The sequence below is a fragment of the Curtobacterium sp. MCBD17_008 genome, from assembly GCF_003234475.1.
Classification (GTDB): domain Bacteria; phylum Actinomycetota; class Actinomycetes; order Actinomycetales; family Microbacteriaceae; genus Curtobacterium.
The window spans coordinates 167,135-182,107 of sequence record NZ_QKTK01000003.1; the positions used below are offsets into that span (position 1 = coordinate 167,135).

Genomic DNA, 14,973 nt, shown 5'->3' on the forward strand with positions numbered 1-14,973 from the left:
GGTCCGGCAGCGGGTCCGGCAGCGGGTCCGGCAGCGGGCCGCGGTCCGCCCGATCTGGTGCGGTACCGAAACCCTGGATTCGGTGCACCGAACTCTCTGGCATGCTGACCGCATGACGGACACCGCCGCCCCGGTCGTGAGCAAGCGCCCGCCCGGTCGACGTGCCGCCGGGCTCGGACTGCTCGGACCGGCCTTCGTCGCCGCCATCGCCTACGTCGACCCGGGCAACGTCGCCGCGAACCTCACCGCCGGCGCCCGGTACGGGTACCTGCTGCTCTGGGTGCTCGTGGCCGCCAACGCGAGCGCGGTCGTGGTGCAGTACCTGTCGGCGAAGCTCGGCATCGTCACCGGGAAGTCGCTGCCGGAACTGCTCGGCCTGAAGATGCGCCGCACGCCGCGCCTGCTGTTCTGGGCGCAGGCCGAGGTGGTCGCGGCGGCGACCGACGTGGCCGAGGTCATCGGCGGCGCACTCGCCCTGCACCTGCTCTTCGGCGTGCCCCTCGTCGCGGGCGGGCTGATCACCGGCGTCGTCTCGATGGCGATCCTCCTGCTGCAGAACCGCCGGGGCGCCCGGACCTTCGAGGCGGTCGTCACGGCGATGCTCGCGGTCCTCACGATCGGGTTCTGCGCCGGGCTGCTGTTCGCGCAGGTGTCCCCCGGCGAGCTCGTCGCCGGCATCGCACCCCGGTTCGCCGACTCCGGGTCCGTGCTGCTCGCCGCCTCGATGCTCGGCGCGACCGTCATGCCGCACGCCGTGTACCTGCACTCCGCCCTGGCCCGCGACCGGCACGGGGACGTCCCGGCCGGACCCGAACGGCACCGGATCCTCGTCGCCACCCGCTGGGACGTCGGCCTGGCCCTGGTCGTGGCCGGCGGCGTGAACATCAGCATGCTCGTCCTCGCCGCCGCCACGCTGCAGGGCGTCGACGGCACCGACTCGATCCCCGGGGCCCAGCGGGCCATCGCCGAGAACGTCGGTCCGGTCGTCGGGGTGCTGTTCGCGATCGGACTGCTCGCGTCCGGGCTGGCGTCGACCTCGGTCGGCTGCATGGCCGGCGCGGAGATCATGCACGGGCTGCTGCGCGTCCGGGTGCCGCTCGTGGTGCGGCGGCTCGTCACGCTCGTCCCCGCGATCGTCCTGCTCGCGCTCGACGCCGACGCCACCCAGCTGCTCGTCATCAGCCAGGTCGTGCTGAGCTTCGGCATCGCGTTCGCGATCGTCCCGCTCGTCGCCTACACGTCCCGGCGGAGCGTGATGGGTGCCGACGTCAACGCCGTCGGCACCCGGGTCGTGGCCTGGCTCATCGCCACGGTGATCGTCGCCCTCAACGTGGCGCTCATCGTGCTCACCGTCACGGGCTGAGCCGCGCGGCTGCTAGGAGACCCGCACGTCCTTCCAGAACGCCACGTAGCCGCTGTAGTCCTGGCCGACGCGGTCGAACGACGACGGCATCGGCTCCGGGTAGGACCAGGCGTTGTCCACGTGCTCCTGCCCGTCGACCGTCACGGTCCAGTACTGGGTGTCGCCCTTCCACGGGCAGTGGTACTGGGTGGGGCTCTCGCTGAACAGCTCGGTCTTCACGCTCGCCGGCGGGAAGTACCAGTTGCCCTCGATCTGGATGAGGTCCGCCTCCGGGGCCTCCGCGATGACGGTGTCGCCGATCACTGCCTGCATGACTTCCTCCTCGTTCCGGCCGTCGGTCCGACGGCGTCCGACGGGGACCCTACGCCCGTGCGGTGGACGGTCGCAGCGTGACCAGGTCGGGACCCACGGCGAGCGCCGCGTGCACCCGCTCGGCGCCGAGCACGGCGGCCGCCTCGGAGGCCGTGACGAGGTGCTTCGCCGCCCGGCGGAGGCCCGTCCAGGCGGCGCACGCCGCCGCGGCCTCCGGGGACGTGTGGTCGATGCCGGACTCGACGAGCGCGTCGACGACCGCGCCGGCGCCGAGCAGGTCCTCCACGGCGAACTCCGGGACCGTCCGGACGTCCGGTGCCTCGCCCGCCTCGGCGGCCGCGTCGCCGCCGACGGGTCCGTCGACGTGGCCGGCCGCGACCACCGCGACGACGCAGCGGTCGCCCCGCTCGGCCTGGAGGCGCGCCACCCGTCCGGCGACCGCCGCGGTGTTGCCGAGGTGACCGAGCACGACCTCCGGCCCGTCGGGCAGCTGCCCGAGCGGCACACCCCGGTGGACGTCGTGGTGGCGGACGTCGTCGTGCCGGACGTCATCGGCGCGGACGTCGTCGGGGAAGGCGGCCGCCGGGAGCACGTCCACCCACACGAGCAGGTGCGCGTCGGCGGCGACCCGCGCCGCTCCCGGGACACCCCACCCGAACCGCACCTGGTACCGCTGCTGTCCTCGTTCCTGCACGCCGACACGATAGTCGCGGCGGGGCCTCGGCCGAGCACGCTCCGAGCGGTCCCGCGCAGCTGCCGTGCCCGGTGTGCCCGGTACGATCCCCTGCCATGGAGACCGACCCCGCGCCCACCCTCACCGGCGACCGCGTCACGCTCGAGCCCCTGTCGCACGAGCACGCGGACGACCTGCGGGCGGCCGTCGCGGACGGTGACCTCTGGCGCGCCTGGTACACCCGCGTGCCCGCGCCGGCGGGGGTCGACGAGGAGATCGACCGGCGACTCGCCGAGCAGGCCGCCGGTCGGATGGTGCCGTTCGCCGTGCGGGACCGCCCCACCGGACGGGTCGTCGGCGCCACCACGTTCCTCGACATCGACCGGGACAACCGCCGGGTCGAGATCGGTGCGACGTTCCTCGGCGCCTCCGCCCAGCGCACCGGCATCAACACCGAGGCGAAGCTGCTCATGCTCTCGCACGCCTTCGACGTGTGGCAGTGCATCGCGGTCGAGTTCCGGACGCACTGGCACAACACCCGGTCCCGCGCCGCCATCGCGGGCCTCGGCGCGAAGCAGGACGGGGTGCTCCGGAACCACGCCCTCGGCCGCGACGGCAGCCTCCGCGACACCGTGGTGTTCTCGGTCATCCAGTCCGAGTGGCCGACCGTCCGGCTCTCCCTCGCTGAACGTCTGCGCAGCCATGACCGCGCGGAAGGGTCGCGCCGCCGCTCCGCCCGGCACGCCTGACGGTCCCGGCGGTGGCCCTCCCGCCGCCGACGCCGTGCCGTGCCCGCGCCCGTGCCCGTGCCCGCGCCCGCGCCCGCGCGACGGCACCCCAGCACGCCCGGGTAGCGTCCGCCCCATGCACGTCGGACTCCGCATCGAACTGGACGCACCCGTGGACGCCGTCCGGGGCGCCCTCCTCCGGCCGTCCGTCATGGTCGCCGTCACGAAGCCGTTCCTGGTCTACCGGTCGCTCGACCCCGACGGGTTCCCCGAGCACTGGACACCGCACGACCCGCACCCGATCAGCGCGTCGACGTTCGGTGTCCTCCCGAGCGGCTCGAGCCACGTCGACATCGACCTGCACGAGACCGAGGGCGTCCCCGTACAGGTCGACCGCGGTGGCGGCACGAGCGGGCTGTTCGCCCGGATGGACATGCGCCACCGGATGGCCGTCTCCGCGCTGCCGGGCGGGCGCACGCTGTTCCGCGACCGGCTGACCTACCGGACCCGGCCGGCGCTCCTCGGGGTGGCGCTCTGGCCCGGCATGTGGGTCATCTGGCAGTGGCGGGCGTTCCGGATGCGGGCCCTCGCGCCCACCTGGCGGGCGTGACCCGAGCGGACCCCGCGGCCGCGCCTCCAGGCCCGGAGCGGCGTCACCGGCCGGGCGTACGCTCAGCGACGTGACCCAGACGGAGACCGCCGACCGCGTCCGAAGCACCCTCGCCACCGTCGACTGGCGGCGTCGGACCTTCGACCTGTACCGACGGGCGCGGGCCGCCGCGACCCCCGAGGCCGCACACGCACTGTGGCGCGAGGGCCGGGACGCCATGTTCGCCGGACACCCCGCGAGCCCGCTCCTCCCCGAGGACGCAGCCGCGTTCACGTCCCTCCCCGTCCCCGACTACGACCCCGCCTGGCGCTTCCGGCTCCGCATCGAGGAGGCGGCCCCGCAGGCGCTCGACGTCGAGACCGGCACCGACGGCGTCGTGCACTTCGACCGCCTCGGCGTCGTGGAGGTCCCCGGCGTCGGCACGCTCGACGTGTGGTCGCACGGCGGCTACGCGGGTGGGCTGTTCGTCCCGGTGAAGGACGCCGGTGCCGGGAAGCCCGGCGGGACCTACGGCGGCGGCCGCTACCTGCTCGACACCATCAAGGGCGCGGACCTCGGCGGCGTCGACGGGGAGCTCGTGCTCGACTTCAACTTCGCGTACAACCCGTCGTGCGCGTACGACCCGGCGTGGGCGTGCCCGCTCGCGCCGCCCGGCAACACCGTGCCCGTGGCGATCCCGGTCGGCGAGCGGTACGGCTCCTAGGGTGGACCGCATGTCGGGATTCGTCGCGATCGACGCCGGCGGCCGCGTGCCGCCCTTCGAACAGGTGCGGTCGCAGCTCGCCGCACAGATCACCGCCGGCTACCTCGTGGACGGCGAGCGGCTGCCGAGCGTCCGCGGGCTCGCCGCCGAGCTCGGGCTCGCAGCCGGCACGGTCGCCAAGGCCTACCAGCTGCTCGAGGAGGCCGGGCTCGTGCACACCGCGCGGGGCGCCGGCACACGCGTGGTGCGACCGGCCGAGGTACCGGAGAACGTCACCGCCGCGGCGACCGCGCTCGTGGCCGCTGCGCGCGAGGCCGGCCTGTCGGCGGACCAGGCGGCCGCCGCGCTGCGGGACGCCTGGCCGGCGTAGCGGTCCGGAGCGCGCCGACTCCGCGCCGGGCGACACCGCTCGTACCGGGAGGCGCGTGTCCCGTCGCCGAGTGCGATCTGTGCCCGCGGCGCGACGCTCAGCAGTGCTCGAAGACGTACCCGTCGTCGCCGGCCGGCACGAGGTCCCGGTCGCGGAGGATCGTCATGCGTGGGCGGTCCGGCATCGCACACACGTCCGACCAGTCCTGCTCGAGCGTGTCCGCGTACTCGACGTCCACGACGCGGTCGCCGTACACGTCCGTGTAGGCGGCGCACTCGTCGTACTGCACGCACTCCTCGGCCACCGCGAAGTCGAACCCGGTGCGCTGCTGCCCGACCGTGCCGAGCTGCGGGGTGTTCTTCTGCGCGGCGGCCAGCCCCTCGTCGTGCGCCGCCCGGACGAGCGCGGCGGCGAGCGCGAGGTTGCCGGAGCGGGTGAGCCTGCCGCCGGACCGGGTCCAGGAGTCGAGGTTGTCGAACTCGACGGCGTCGAACCCACGGTCCGCGCACCGGGCGATCGTCCGCCCGAGGACCGCGGTGATGGTCGCGCGCGCCGCTGCCGTCCGGGTGTCGAGCAGCATCTCGTCCGGCCACCCCGGATCGCGCACGGGCGTGCCGGCCGCCGTCCGGAGGACCGCTCCCGGGTGGTCGGACAGCCAGGACCCGCGGTCACCGGGCTGGGTCTGGAAGCCGTTGACGTAGCAGATGCCGTACGTGTCGGCGGCCGGTCGCTCGGTGCTGTCCCGTGCGACGACGGTGACGCCCGTGGGCGGGGCGTACCCGCCGCCGAGCTGGTAGTCGGGGATGCCGGTCGTCGGGAGCGGCCGGGGAGCCGCAGCGGCGGACCCGTCGGCGTGCGCGGTGGCACCATCCGTCAGCGCGATCTCGCCGCCCGCGCCCGCACAGCCCGCCGAGGCGAGGGTGACGAGGGTCACGAGGGCGGCCATGACGACGGGGATCCGGGTGCGCACGAGGCATCCTCGCACGCTCATCGCGAACGCCCCCTCCCGCTCCGGGTCCCCGGCCCGCTATGCTGGGACCACTCGAGGCGCCGATCGCCTCGTGCGTCGTACGGACGCCCCCGAAACTCCCGGTGTCCCGCACCGAGCCCCAGCGGCTCACACGCGGAACCGACACCGATGTATCGCGCACCTCCCCTCCTCCCGGAACCCGTCCGGGAAGACGGAACCGGTGCCAGGCTCTCTGCTGCGGCGACAGCACCCGTCCACCAGCGCCGTCTCCTCCGGGACACGGACCGCCCACGGATGCGCTCCCGCCCGCGCCGGCCTCGACCGCGCGCCTTCCCGGCCGGCAACGGCCCGAGAGGTCACCATGACCACCCAGAACACCACGCAGGACCCCCACACCGCCGACGTCCGGTTCGCCGACCTCGGTGTCCCCGCCCCGATGGTCGACGTCCTCGTCGGCCAGGGCAAGGAGAACGCCTTCCCGATCCAGGTCGACACGCTCCCGGACTCGCTCACGGGCAAGGACGTGCTCGGCCGTGGCCGCACCGGCTCCGGCAAGACGATCGCGTTCGCGATCCCCCTCGCCGCCCGCCTCGCCGCCGCACCCCGCCAGCGCCGCGCCGGTCGACCCCGCGCCCTCGTGCTCGCCCCGACCCGTGAGCTCGCGACCCAGATCGACGCGACGCTCGCCCCCCTCGCCAAGGCGATGGGCCTCAACACGACGACCATCTTCGGTGGCGTCGGCCAGGGCCGTCAGGTCGAGGCGCTCAACCGCGGCGTCGACATCGTCGTGGCCTGCCCGGGTCGCCTCGCCGACCTGATGCAGCAGGGCCACGTGCACCTGGACGCCATCGAGGTCACCGTCCTCGACGAGGCCGACCACATGGCCGACATGGGCTTCCTGCCCGGTGTGACCAAGATCATGCAGGCGACGCCGGTCAAGGGCCAGCGCCTCCTGTTCTCCGCCACGCTCGACAACGGCGTGGACAAGCTCGTCAAGAAGTTCCTGCACGACCCGGTGATGCACTCCGTCGACGACGAGACCAGCCCGGTCGAGGCGATGACCCACCACCTGTTCGAGGTCGCCGACGCCGACGCGAAGAAGGACCTCGTCAAGGCCCTCGCCTCCGGCACCGGCCGCCGCATCCTCTTCATGCGCACGAAGCACCACGCCAAGCGCCTGGCCAAGCAGCTGTCGAGCCAGGGCATCCCGGCCGTCGACCTGCAGGGCAACCTGTCGCAGGGTGCCCGTGAGCGGAACCTCGCCCGGTTCTCCTCCGGCGACGCACTCGTCCTCGTGGCCACCGACGTCGCCGCCCGCGGTGTGCACGTCGACGCCGTCGAGCTCGTCGTGCACGTCGACCCGCCGACCGAGCACAAGGCGTACCTGCACCGTTCCGGCCGCACCGCCCGTGCCGGTTCTTCGGGTGACGTCGTCACGGTGGCGATGCCCGCCGAGCGTCGTGACGTCGCGCAGATGATGCGCGCCGCAGCGATCAAGGTCACCCCGCAGCAGGTGACCGCGACCTCCCCGGCCGTGACCGAGCTCGTCGGCGAGGTCGCCCCGTACCGCGAGGACACCACCCCCGTGGTCCAGCAGCAGCAGCCGCGTCGCCAGTCCTCCGGTGACGCCGCCGGCCAGGGTCGTGGCCGCTCGCGTGGTCGTGGCGCCCCCGCCGGTGGCACCGGCGGCCGGTCGGGAGGCTCGTCCTCCGCCGGGCGCTCCGCTGCCGGCACCGACACGGCTGGTTCGGGTTCCCGTCGTGGTGGTCGGTCCGACGCGGCCGGTCGCGACGACCGCCGTGGCGCGTCGACCGGCGGTGCCGCCTCCGGCCAGCGCCGTGGCGCACCGCGCCGCGCCGCTTCCGACACCACCCGCGGCGGTTCCGCGTCGGTGTGGTCGTCGGACGGCGGCTACGCCGCCGGTCGGTCCCCGCGTGACGACGCTGCGCCCGCAGCCCGTCGTGGTGGGTCCCGCCGCGCCTCCCGTCCGGCCGGCAGCGGTCGCTGACCCGGTCCGGACGGACCCGGTCCGCCAACCTCAACGTCTCCTCCGAGCGGCCCGGTGTCGCCGCGTACGGTACTGGTCACCGGCGGATGCGCGAGCGTCCACCGGGGAATCGTCCGTCGTCGGAAGGAGCACGTATGGCTGGGATCGAAGACATCAAGAACGCCGCTGAGAAGGCGGCCGGCAAGGCCAAGGAAGGCTTCGGCAACGCCACCGACAACGACCGCCTGAAGGCCGAGGGTCAGACCGACCAGGGCAAGGCCTCGGCCAAGCAGGGCGTCACCGACGTGAAGGACGCTGCACACGGCGTCGCCGACTCCTTCAAGAACGACAAGTAACGAAGCCGGTCCCGTACCGCGCTGCGAAGCCCCCGGATCCGATCGAATCCGGGGGCTTCGTCGTGTGCGGGGGACGCCGTCAGTGCAGGGCGCCCACCGAGGCGAGACCGGCACGGAGCAGCGCACCGCGACCGCCCTCCATCTCGTCTGCGACGGCGTCGGACGCGGCCTCCATCGGACTCATCCAGGTCAGTTCGAGGGCGTCCTGCCGGGGTTCGCAGGTCCCGGTGACCGGCACGACGTAGGCGAGCGAGATCGCGTGCTGCCGCTCGTCCGTGAACACCGAGGCGCCGGGCAGCGGGAAGTACTCCGCGACCGTGAAGGGGTTCGGGCTGGCCGGCAGCTGCGGGAACGCCATCGGCCCGAGGTCCTTCTCGAGGTGACGGAACAGCGCGGTGCGGATCGACTCGCCGTACATCACGCGACCGGAGACGAGCGTCCGGGCGATCGATCCGCTCGGGGACACGCGCAGCAGCACGCCGACCTCCGTGACGACTCCGAGGCCGTCGGTGCGCACCGGGACGGCCTCCACGTAGGTGATGGGCATGCGACGGCGGACGGTCGCGAGTTCCTCGTCCGACAGCCAGCCGGAGCCGGAGTCGGGGTCGGGGTCGGGGGTGCGGAGCGAGGCCATGCACCGTTCCTACCAGGCCAGGCGGCGAATCCGGTGCCGGAGGAGCACGGCGGTGGACGGATACCGTTGTCCCCATGGTGGATGCGGACGTCGTGCAGTGGACCCGATCGGCAGCGGACCGCGTCGGGACCCCGCTCCTCGTCGCCCTGCACGGGGTCGGGTCCCACGAGCACGACCTGCTCGGTCTTGCACCGGCCCTGCCCGCGGCATGGACGGTGGCAGCGCTCCGGGCACCGGACCCGTGGGGGCCCGGCTTCAGCTGGTACCCGCTCGGGACGCCCGGGTCACCGGACCCCGCCGCCGCCGACGCGTCCGCGACCGCCGTGCTCGACTGGATCGACGCCGTCGCGGCCGACCACCCGCGGATCGGTCTGCTCGGCTTCTCGCAGGGCGGGTCGATGGCCCTGCAGCTCCTGCGCACGCGACCGGAGGCGTTCGCGTTCGCCGTCTCGCTGTCCGGCTTCGTGGTCCCCGGTGTCGACGACGGTCGTGACGACCGGCTGGCCGCCGTCCGACCACGGGTGTTCCTCGGACACGGGGACGCCGACACGGTCATCCCCGCCGAGGCCACCGCCAGGACCAGCGTGTGGGCGGCCGCACACACCCGGGTGACCGACCGGAGCTACCCGGGTCTGCCGCACGCGGTCTCCGCGGCGGAGCTGGCGGACGTCGCGGCGTTCATCGGCGACTGAGCCGGGACGGACGGTCAGTCCGCGAGGATCTGGAGGAGGTCCCGGCGCAGCTGGTCGACCTTCGCGGTGGCGGCGGTGAGCTGCGCCTCCGTGGCGGTGGTCCGGTACATGTGCAGCACGCCCATCGCCCTGCGGAGGGACTCGACGAACGCCCGCTGCGAGTCGGGGACGCCGGGCGTGGACTCCCACGCGGCGGCGATCTCGTCGGCCTTCGCCTCGACCTCGGCGCGTCCGGCGTCGGTGAGTTCGAAGAGCGTCTTGCGGCCGTCGCCCGTCGAGACGACGAGCTCTTCGTCGACGAGCTGCTGGAGCGTCGGGTAGACCGAACCGGGGCTCGGCTTCCAGGCGCCGCCGGTGCGCTCGGCGATGGTCTTGATGACGGCGTACCCGTTCTGCGGGCCCTCGCCGAGGAGGCCGAGGACGGCGAGCCGGACGTCGCCGCGACGGCGGCGCTCGCGACCGGGGCCGAAGCCGCCGCCGAAGCCCGGGCCGAACCCGGGTCCGCCGAAGCCGGGTCCGCCGAAGCCCGGGCCGGAGCCGCGACCGCCACGGCCGGCGTGGTCGTGGTCACGGCCCGGGAACCCGAAGCCGTGGTGCTGGCGGGCGCCGCCGAAGCGGGTTCCGTGGGGCCCGCGACCGAAGGGGCCGCGGGGGGACGTGGTGCTGGTGTGGTCGTCCATGGAGTGCATGACGACTCCTTTCGTGGAGGATGGTCCACGACCAGGTTCGGACCGGTCGTGATGCTGTAACGATAGATCGGTACTGTTCGTTCTGTCAAGCAGTGCCCGCATCAGGACGCTGTCGGTGGTGAGGAGCAGGATGGACCGGACCATGACGGACGTCTTCGAGCGCTTCTCCCCCGCCACCGCCGAGTGGTTCCGGGGTGCCTTCCGCGAACCGACGGCAGCGCAAGCCGGGGCGTGGGACGCCATCTCGACCGGACAGCACGCGCTCGTCATCGCCCCGACCGGCTCCGGCAAGACGCTGGCCTCGTTCCTCTGGTCGATCGACCGGCTCATCGCCTCGACCGACACCCCGCCGGCGAAGCAGCGGACCCGGGTGCTCTACGTGTCCCCGCTGAAGGCCCTCGGAGTCGACGTCGAGCGCAACCTCCGGAGCCCGCTGGTCGGCATCACCCAGACCGCCAAGCGGATGGGCCTGGAACCCCCGGACGTCACGGTCGGGGTCCGGAGCGGGGACACCCCCTCGTCCGACCGGCAGAAGCTCCTGCGGCTGCCGCCGGACATCCTCATCACGACGCCCGAGTCGCTGTACCTCATGCTCACGTCGAAGGCCCGCGAGACGCTCGTCAACGTCGACACCGTCATCGTCGACGAGGTGCACGCGGTCGCGTCGTCGAAGCGCGGCGCCCACCTCGCCGTCTCGCTCGAGCGCCTCGACGACCTGCTCGAGAAGCCCGTACAGCGCATCGGCCTGTCCGCGACCGTGCGTCCGGCGGAGGAGGTCGCCCGCTTCCTCGGGGGTCGTGCGCCGGTGCAGATCATCGCGCCGCCCGCGCAGAAGACCTTCGACCTGCGCGTGGTCGTCCCCGTCGACGACATGACCGAGCTCGGCGCCCCACCGGTCGGGGCGGACGCGACCTCCAGCCCGACGAACGGATCGATCTGGCCGCACGTCGAGGAGTCCGTGGTCGACCTCATCGAGCAGCACCGGTCGACGATCGTCTTCGCCAACTCCCGACGACTCGCCGAACGCCTGACCGCCCGGCTCAACGAGATCCACGAGGAACGGGCGCTCGCGACGACCGAGGTGGCCGAGCCCGTGGCCGCCGGCGTCGGCGCCGTGGCGGTCGCGCAGTCCCCGGGGCGGGCGTCCGCGCACGCGCCGGTGGCCCAGCCGAAGCGCCCGCCGGCCCAGCTCGTCGGCGGATCCGGACAGACCGAAGGCGGCGGCTCGGACCCGAGCGTGCCGGTGCTCGCCCGTGCCCACCACGGCTCGGTGTCCAAGGACCAGCGCGCGATCATCGAGGACGACCTGAAGTCCGGGCGGCTGCGCTGCGTGGTCGCCACCAGCTCGCTCGAACTCGGCATCGACATGGGCGAGGTCGACCTCGTCATCCAGGTCGAGGCACCGCCGTCGGTCGCGAGCGGCCTGCAGCGCGTCGGCCGCGCCGGGCACCAGGTCGGCGAGATCTCCCGCGGTGTGCTCTTCCCGAAGCACCGGGCCGACCTCGTCAACAGCGCCGTCACCGTCGAACGGATGGTCAGCGGGCAGATCGAATCGATCTCGGTCCCCGCGAACCCGCTCGACGTCCTCGCGCAGCACACCGTCGCCGCGGGGGCGGTCGACACCGTCGACGTCGAGCACTGGTTCGACCTGGTCCGGCGCAGCGCCCCGTTCAGCGGCTTGCCCCGCTCGGCCTTCGACGCGACGCTCGACCTGGTCACCGGGCGGTACCCGAGCGACGAGTTCGCCGAGCTGCGCCCGCGCCTGGTCTGGGACCGCGTGCACGGCACCCTGACCGGTCGTCCCGGGGCCCAGCGACTCGCCGTCACGAGCGGCGGGACCATCCCCGACCGCGGGATGTTCGGCGTCTTCATGGTCGGGGAGCGGGCCTCCCGCGTCGGGGAGCTCGACGAAGAGATGGTCTACGAGTCCCGCGTGGGCGACGTCTTCGCGCTCGGGGCCACGAGCTGGCGGATCGAGGAGATCACCCACGACCGCGTCCTGGTGAGTCCGGCGTTCGGGCAGCCCGGCCGCGTGCCGTTCTGGAAGGGCGACGGCCTGGGCCGACCGGCGGAGCTCGGCCGCGCGACCGGTGCCTTCGTGCGCGAGGTCGAGTCCGCCTCGGACGAGGACGCCCGCGCGCGGGTGGCGGGCGTCGGACTCGACGACCGCGCGGTCACGAACCTCATCACCTTCCTCCGCGACCAGCGCGCCGCCACCGGCCACGTGCCGAGCGACACGACGCTCGTCGTCGAGCGCTTCCGCGACGAACTCGGCGACTGGCGCCTCATCCTGCACTCCCCGTACGGCATGACCGTGCACGCGCCGTGGGCCCTCGCCGTCGCGGCCCGCCTGCGGGAGCGGCACGGGATCGACGGCGGGGCGATGGCCGCCGACGACGGCATCGTGGTGCGGATCCCGGAGACCGACGCCGAGCCTCCCGGAGCGGACCTGTTCGTCTTCGACCGCGACGACCTCGAGGCGATCGTCACCGACGAGGTCGGCGGGTCCGCGCTGTTCGCCGCCCGGTTCCGCGAGTGCGCCGCCCGGGCGCTCCTGCTCCCCCGCCGCGACCCCGGCCGCCGCTCGCCGCTCTGGCAGCAGCGCCAGCGGGCGTCCCAGCTGCTCGAGGTCGCCCAGAAGTACCCGACGTTCCCGATCCTGCTCGAGACCGTCCGCGAGGTCCTGCAGGACGTGTACGACGTCCCGTCCCTGCTCGGGATCGCGGACGAGATCGCCCGGCGGCGCATCCGACTCGTCGAGAGCGAGACCGAGCAGCCGTCGCCGTTCGCCCGGACGCTCCTGTTCGGCTACGTCGCCGCCTTCATGTACGAGGGCGACTCCCCGCTCGCCGAACGTCGGGCCGCCGCCCTGTCGCTCGACTCGACGCTGCTCAGCGAGTTGCTCGGTCGGGCCGAGCTGCGCGAGCTCCTCGACCCCGCGGTCATCGAGGGCGTCGAGCGCGACCTGCAGCGGCTCTCCCCGGACCGCCGGGCGCGGGACGTCGAGGGCATGGTGGACGTCCTGCGGCTCGTCGGCGCGCTCGACCTCGAGGAACTGCTCGACCGCAGCTGGCTCGCGGACGCCCCCGACCGGACCGAGGCGGGCACCACCCTGCGCACGGCACTCGAGGGGCTCGAGCGCGACCGCCGGGTCCTGGCCTTCTCGCACGCCGGGGCCACCCGCTGGGCCGTCATCGAGGACGCGTCCCGGCTCCGCGATGCGCTGGGCGTCCCGCTGCCGATCGGTGTCCCGACCGCGTTCGTCGAACCGGTCGCGGACCCGCTCGGGGACCTCGTCGGTCGGTACGCCCGCAGCCACGGACCCTTCAGTCTGCAGGAGGCAGCCGGTCGGCTCGGTCTCGGTGTCGCGGTCGTGCAGGACACGCTGCGTCGCCTGGTCGCCGACCGACGGCTGGTCGAGGGCGAGTTCCGACCGGACCGACAGGGCGCCGAGTGGTGCGACTCCGAGGTGCTCCGACGCATCCGCACGAAGTCGCTCGCGGCGCTCCGGCACGAGGTCGAGCCGGTGTCCCCGGACACGCTCGCCCGGTTCATGCCGGCGTGGCAGCACGTCCGCGTCCCCGGCACCCGCGGTGGGCTGCGCGGGATCGACGGCGTGCTGCAGGTCGTCGACCAACTCTCCGGTGTCGCCCTGCCCGCCAGTTCATGGGAGTCCCTCGTGCTGCCGGCCCGGGTGTCCGACTACGCCCCGAGCATGCTCGACGAGCTGACCGCCACGGGCGAGGTCCTCTGGTCCGGCGGCGGGACCCTGCCCGGCAACGACGGCTGGGTGCGCCTGCACCTCGCCGACACCGCGGCGACGACCCTGGCCGAGGCCGCCGGGGACGAGACGACCGAGCTGCAGCGGGACGTGCTCGGCGCCCTCGCCGGCGGTGGCGCCTACTTCTTCCGCCAGCTCGGCCAGGCCGTCGGGAGCACCGACGACAAGGCGCTGACGACCGCGCTGTGGGACCTCGTCTGGGCCGGACAGATCACGAACGACACCTTCGCACCGCTCCGGGCGATGCTCGGCGGCGCGGCGCGCACGTCCGCCGCGCCCCGGGCCCGGGCGTACCGCGGGCGTCGTCGGCCGACGCTGCCGACCCAGTCCGGACCGCCGAACGTCGGCGGCCGCTGGTCGCTCCTGCCGCTCGCCGAACCCGACGCGACCGTCCGGGCCGCGGCGACCGCCGAGCTCCTGCTCGAGCGCTACGGCGTCGTCACCCGCGGGGCCGTGCAGGTCGAGGGCGTCCGGGGCGGCTTCGCCGGGGTCTACCGGGTGCTCGCGAAGTTCGAGGAGTCCGGCCGCGCCCGACGCGGGTACTTCGTCGAGGGGCTCGGGGCGGCGCAGTTCGCCACCGGGCCGACCGTCGACCGGCTCCGCACGTACGCGAAGGACCTGGACGACGAGGAGCGGGCCGACCCGGACCGTGTCCGGGAGGCGCTCACCCTCGCCGCCACCGACCCGGCCAACCCCTACGGGGCGGCGTTGCCGTGGCCGCACGACGTCGCTGACGAGGACGCCGACGGCTCGACCGGCACGGAGGCCGTGGGCACGTCCGCGGCGACCACCACCCCGGCGACCAAGACCGGACGGGGGCACCGACCCGGCCGCAAGGCGGGCGCGCTCGTCGTGCTCGTCGACGGCCAGCTCGCCGTCTACGTCGAACGCGGCGGCAAGAGCGTGCTGACCTTCACCGAGGACCCGGCCGACCTCGCGGCGGCGGCGACGTCGATCGCGGCCACCGTGCGGTCCGGGCTCGGCAAGCTGTCGGTGGAGCGGGTCGACGGGGAGTTCGTCCTCGAGTCGGCGCTCGGCACGGCGCTCCGCAGGGCGGGCTTCACCGCCACCCCGCAGGGACTGCGACTCCGTGCCTGAGGTGGAT

Annotated in this window: 14 protein-coding genes; 9 read left to right on the forward strand and 5 right to left on the reverse strand. The window is 74.0% G+C overall.

Going from position 1 to position 14,973, the window contains the following annotated elements; all coding sequences use genetic code 11:
* Positions 1–112 precede the first annotated feature (112 nt).
* The gene (locus DEI95_RS04255) at positions 113–1,363 is read left to right on the forward strand and encodes an Nramp family divalent metal transporter (protein ID WP_111059473.1); all 1,251 of its coding nucleotides are present in this window, start codon (positions 113–115) and stop codon (positions 1,361–1,363) included.
* Positions 1,364–1,375: 12 nt separating this feature from the next.
* On the opposite strand, the gene DEI95_RS04260 is transcribed toward DEI95_RS04255, so the two are convergent.
* Complete coding sequence (locus tag DEI95_RS04260) at positions 1,376–1,675, reverse strand: DUF427 domain-containing protein (protein WP_110889296.1); 300 nt, start codon at positions 1,673–1,675, stop codon at positions 1,376–1,378.
* Between the two features lie 49 nt (positions 1,676–1,724).
* Positions 1,725–2,369, reverse strand: coding sequence for a hypothetical protein (locus DEI95_RS04265; protein WP_110824278.1), 645 nt, complete (start codon positions 2,367–2,369; stop codon positions 1,725–1,727).
* 95 nt (positions 2,370–2,464) lie between these two features.
* Here DEI95_RS04265 and DEI95_RS04270 point away from each other — a divergent pair, with 95 nt between their 5' ends.
* The 4 genes from DEI95_RS04270 to DEI95_RS04285 all read left to right on the forward strand — a co-directional run bounded on the left by DEI95_RS04270 (position 2,465) and on the right by DEI95_RS04285 (position 4,759).
* Positions 2,465–3,097, forward strand: a complete 633-nt coding sequence (locus DEI95_RS04270; protein WP_111059474.1) for a GNAT family N-acetyltransferase — start codon at positions 2,465–2,467, stop codon at positions 3,095–3,097.
* Between the two features lie 115 nt (positions 3,098–3,212).
* The gene (locus DEI95_RS04275) at positions 3,213–3,686 is read left to right on the forward strand and encodes a hypothetical protein (protein WP_111059475.1); all 474 of its coding nucleotides are present in this window, start codon (positions 3,213–3,215) and stop codon (positions 3,684–3,686) included.
* A 70-nt stretch (positions 3,687–3,756) separates the two neighbouring features.
* Positions 3,757–4,389, forward strand: coding sequence for a DUF1684 domain-containing protein (locus tag DEI95_RS04280; protein WP_110824281.1), 633 nt, complete (start codon positions 3,757–3,759; stop codon positions 4,387–4,389).
* A 10-nt stretch (positions 4,390–4,399) separates the two neighbouring features.
* A complete protein-coding gene (locus DEI95_RS04285; RefSeq protein ID WP_111059592.1) occupies positions 4,400–4,759 on the forward strand; it encodes a GntR family transcriptional regulator in 360 nt (119 codons plus the stop codon).
* Between the two features lie 97 nt (positions 4,760–4,856).
* On the opposite strand, the gene DEI95_RS04290 is transcribed toward DEI95_RS04285, so the two are convergent.
* The gene (locus DEI95_RS04290; protein WP_258367452.1) at positions 4,857–5,729 is read right to left on the reverse strand and encodes an endo alpha-1,4 polygalactosaminidase; all 873 of its coding nucleotides are present in this window, start codon (positions 5,727–5,729) and stop codon (positions 4,857–4,859) included.
* Between the two features lie 361 nt (positions 5,730–6,090).
* On the opposite strand from DEI95_RS04290, the gene DEI95_RS04295 reads away from it, so the two are divergent.
* On the forward strand, positions 6,091–7,737 hold the full coding sequence (locus tag DEI95_RS04295) for a DEAD/DEAH box helicase (protein WP_111059476.1): 1,647 nt from the start codon (positions 6,091–6,093) through the stop codon (positions 7,735–7,737).
* Between the two features lie 134 nt (positions 7,738–7,871).
* Positions 7,872–8,072, forward strand: coding sequence for a CsbD family protein (locus DEI95_RS04300; protein WP_110824283.1), 201 nt, complete (start codon positions 7,872–7,874; stop codon positions 8,070–8,072).
* 79 nt (positions 8,073–8,151) lie between these two features.
* Here the strand turns inward: DEI95_RS04300 and DEI95_RS04305 are convergent, their stop codons facing one another.
* Positions 8,152–8,706, reverse strand: a complete 555-nt coding sequence (locus DEI95_RS04305) for an NUDIX hydrolase family protein (RefSeq protein ID WP_111059477.1) — start codon at positions 8,704–8,706, stop codon at positions 8,152–8,154.
* Positions 8,707–8,780: 74 nt separating this feature from the next.
* On the opposite strand from DEI95_RS04305, the gene DEI95_RS04310 reads away from it, so the two are divergent.
* Positions 8,781–9,398: an alpha/beta hydrolase gene (locus DEI95_RS04310; RefSeq protein ID WP_110889303.1), complete on the forward strand. Its 618-nt coding sequence runs from the start codon at positions 8,781–8,783 to the stop codon at positions 9,396–9,398.
* 14 nt (positions 9,399–9,412) lie between these two features.
* Here the strand turns inward: DEI95_RS04310 and DEI95_RS04315 are convergent, their stop codons facing one another.
* Complete coding sequence (locus DEI95_RS04315) at positions 9,413–10,087, reverse strand: PadR family transcriptional regulator (RefSeq protein ID WP_258367453.1); 675 nt, start codon at positions 10,085–10,087, stop codon at positions 9,413–9,415.
* 142 nt (positions 10,088–10,229) lie between these two features.
* Between DEI95_RS04315 and DEI95_RS04320 the strand changes: the two genes are divergently transcribed.
* Complete coding sequence (locus DEI95_RS04320; protein WP_111059595.1) at positions 10,230–14,966, forward strand: ATP-dependent helicase; 4,737 nt, start codon at positions 10,230–10,232, stop codon at positions 14,964–14,966.
* The last annotated feature ends 7 nt before the right edge of the window (positions 14,967–14,973 follow it).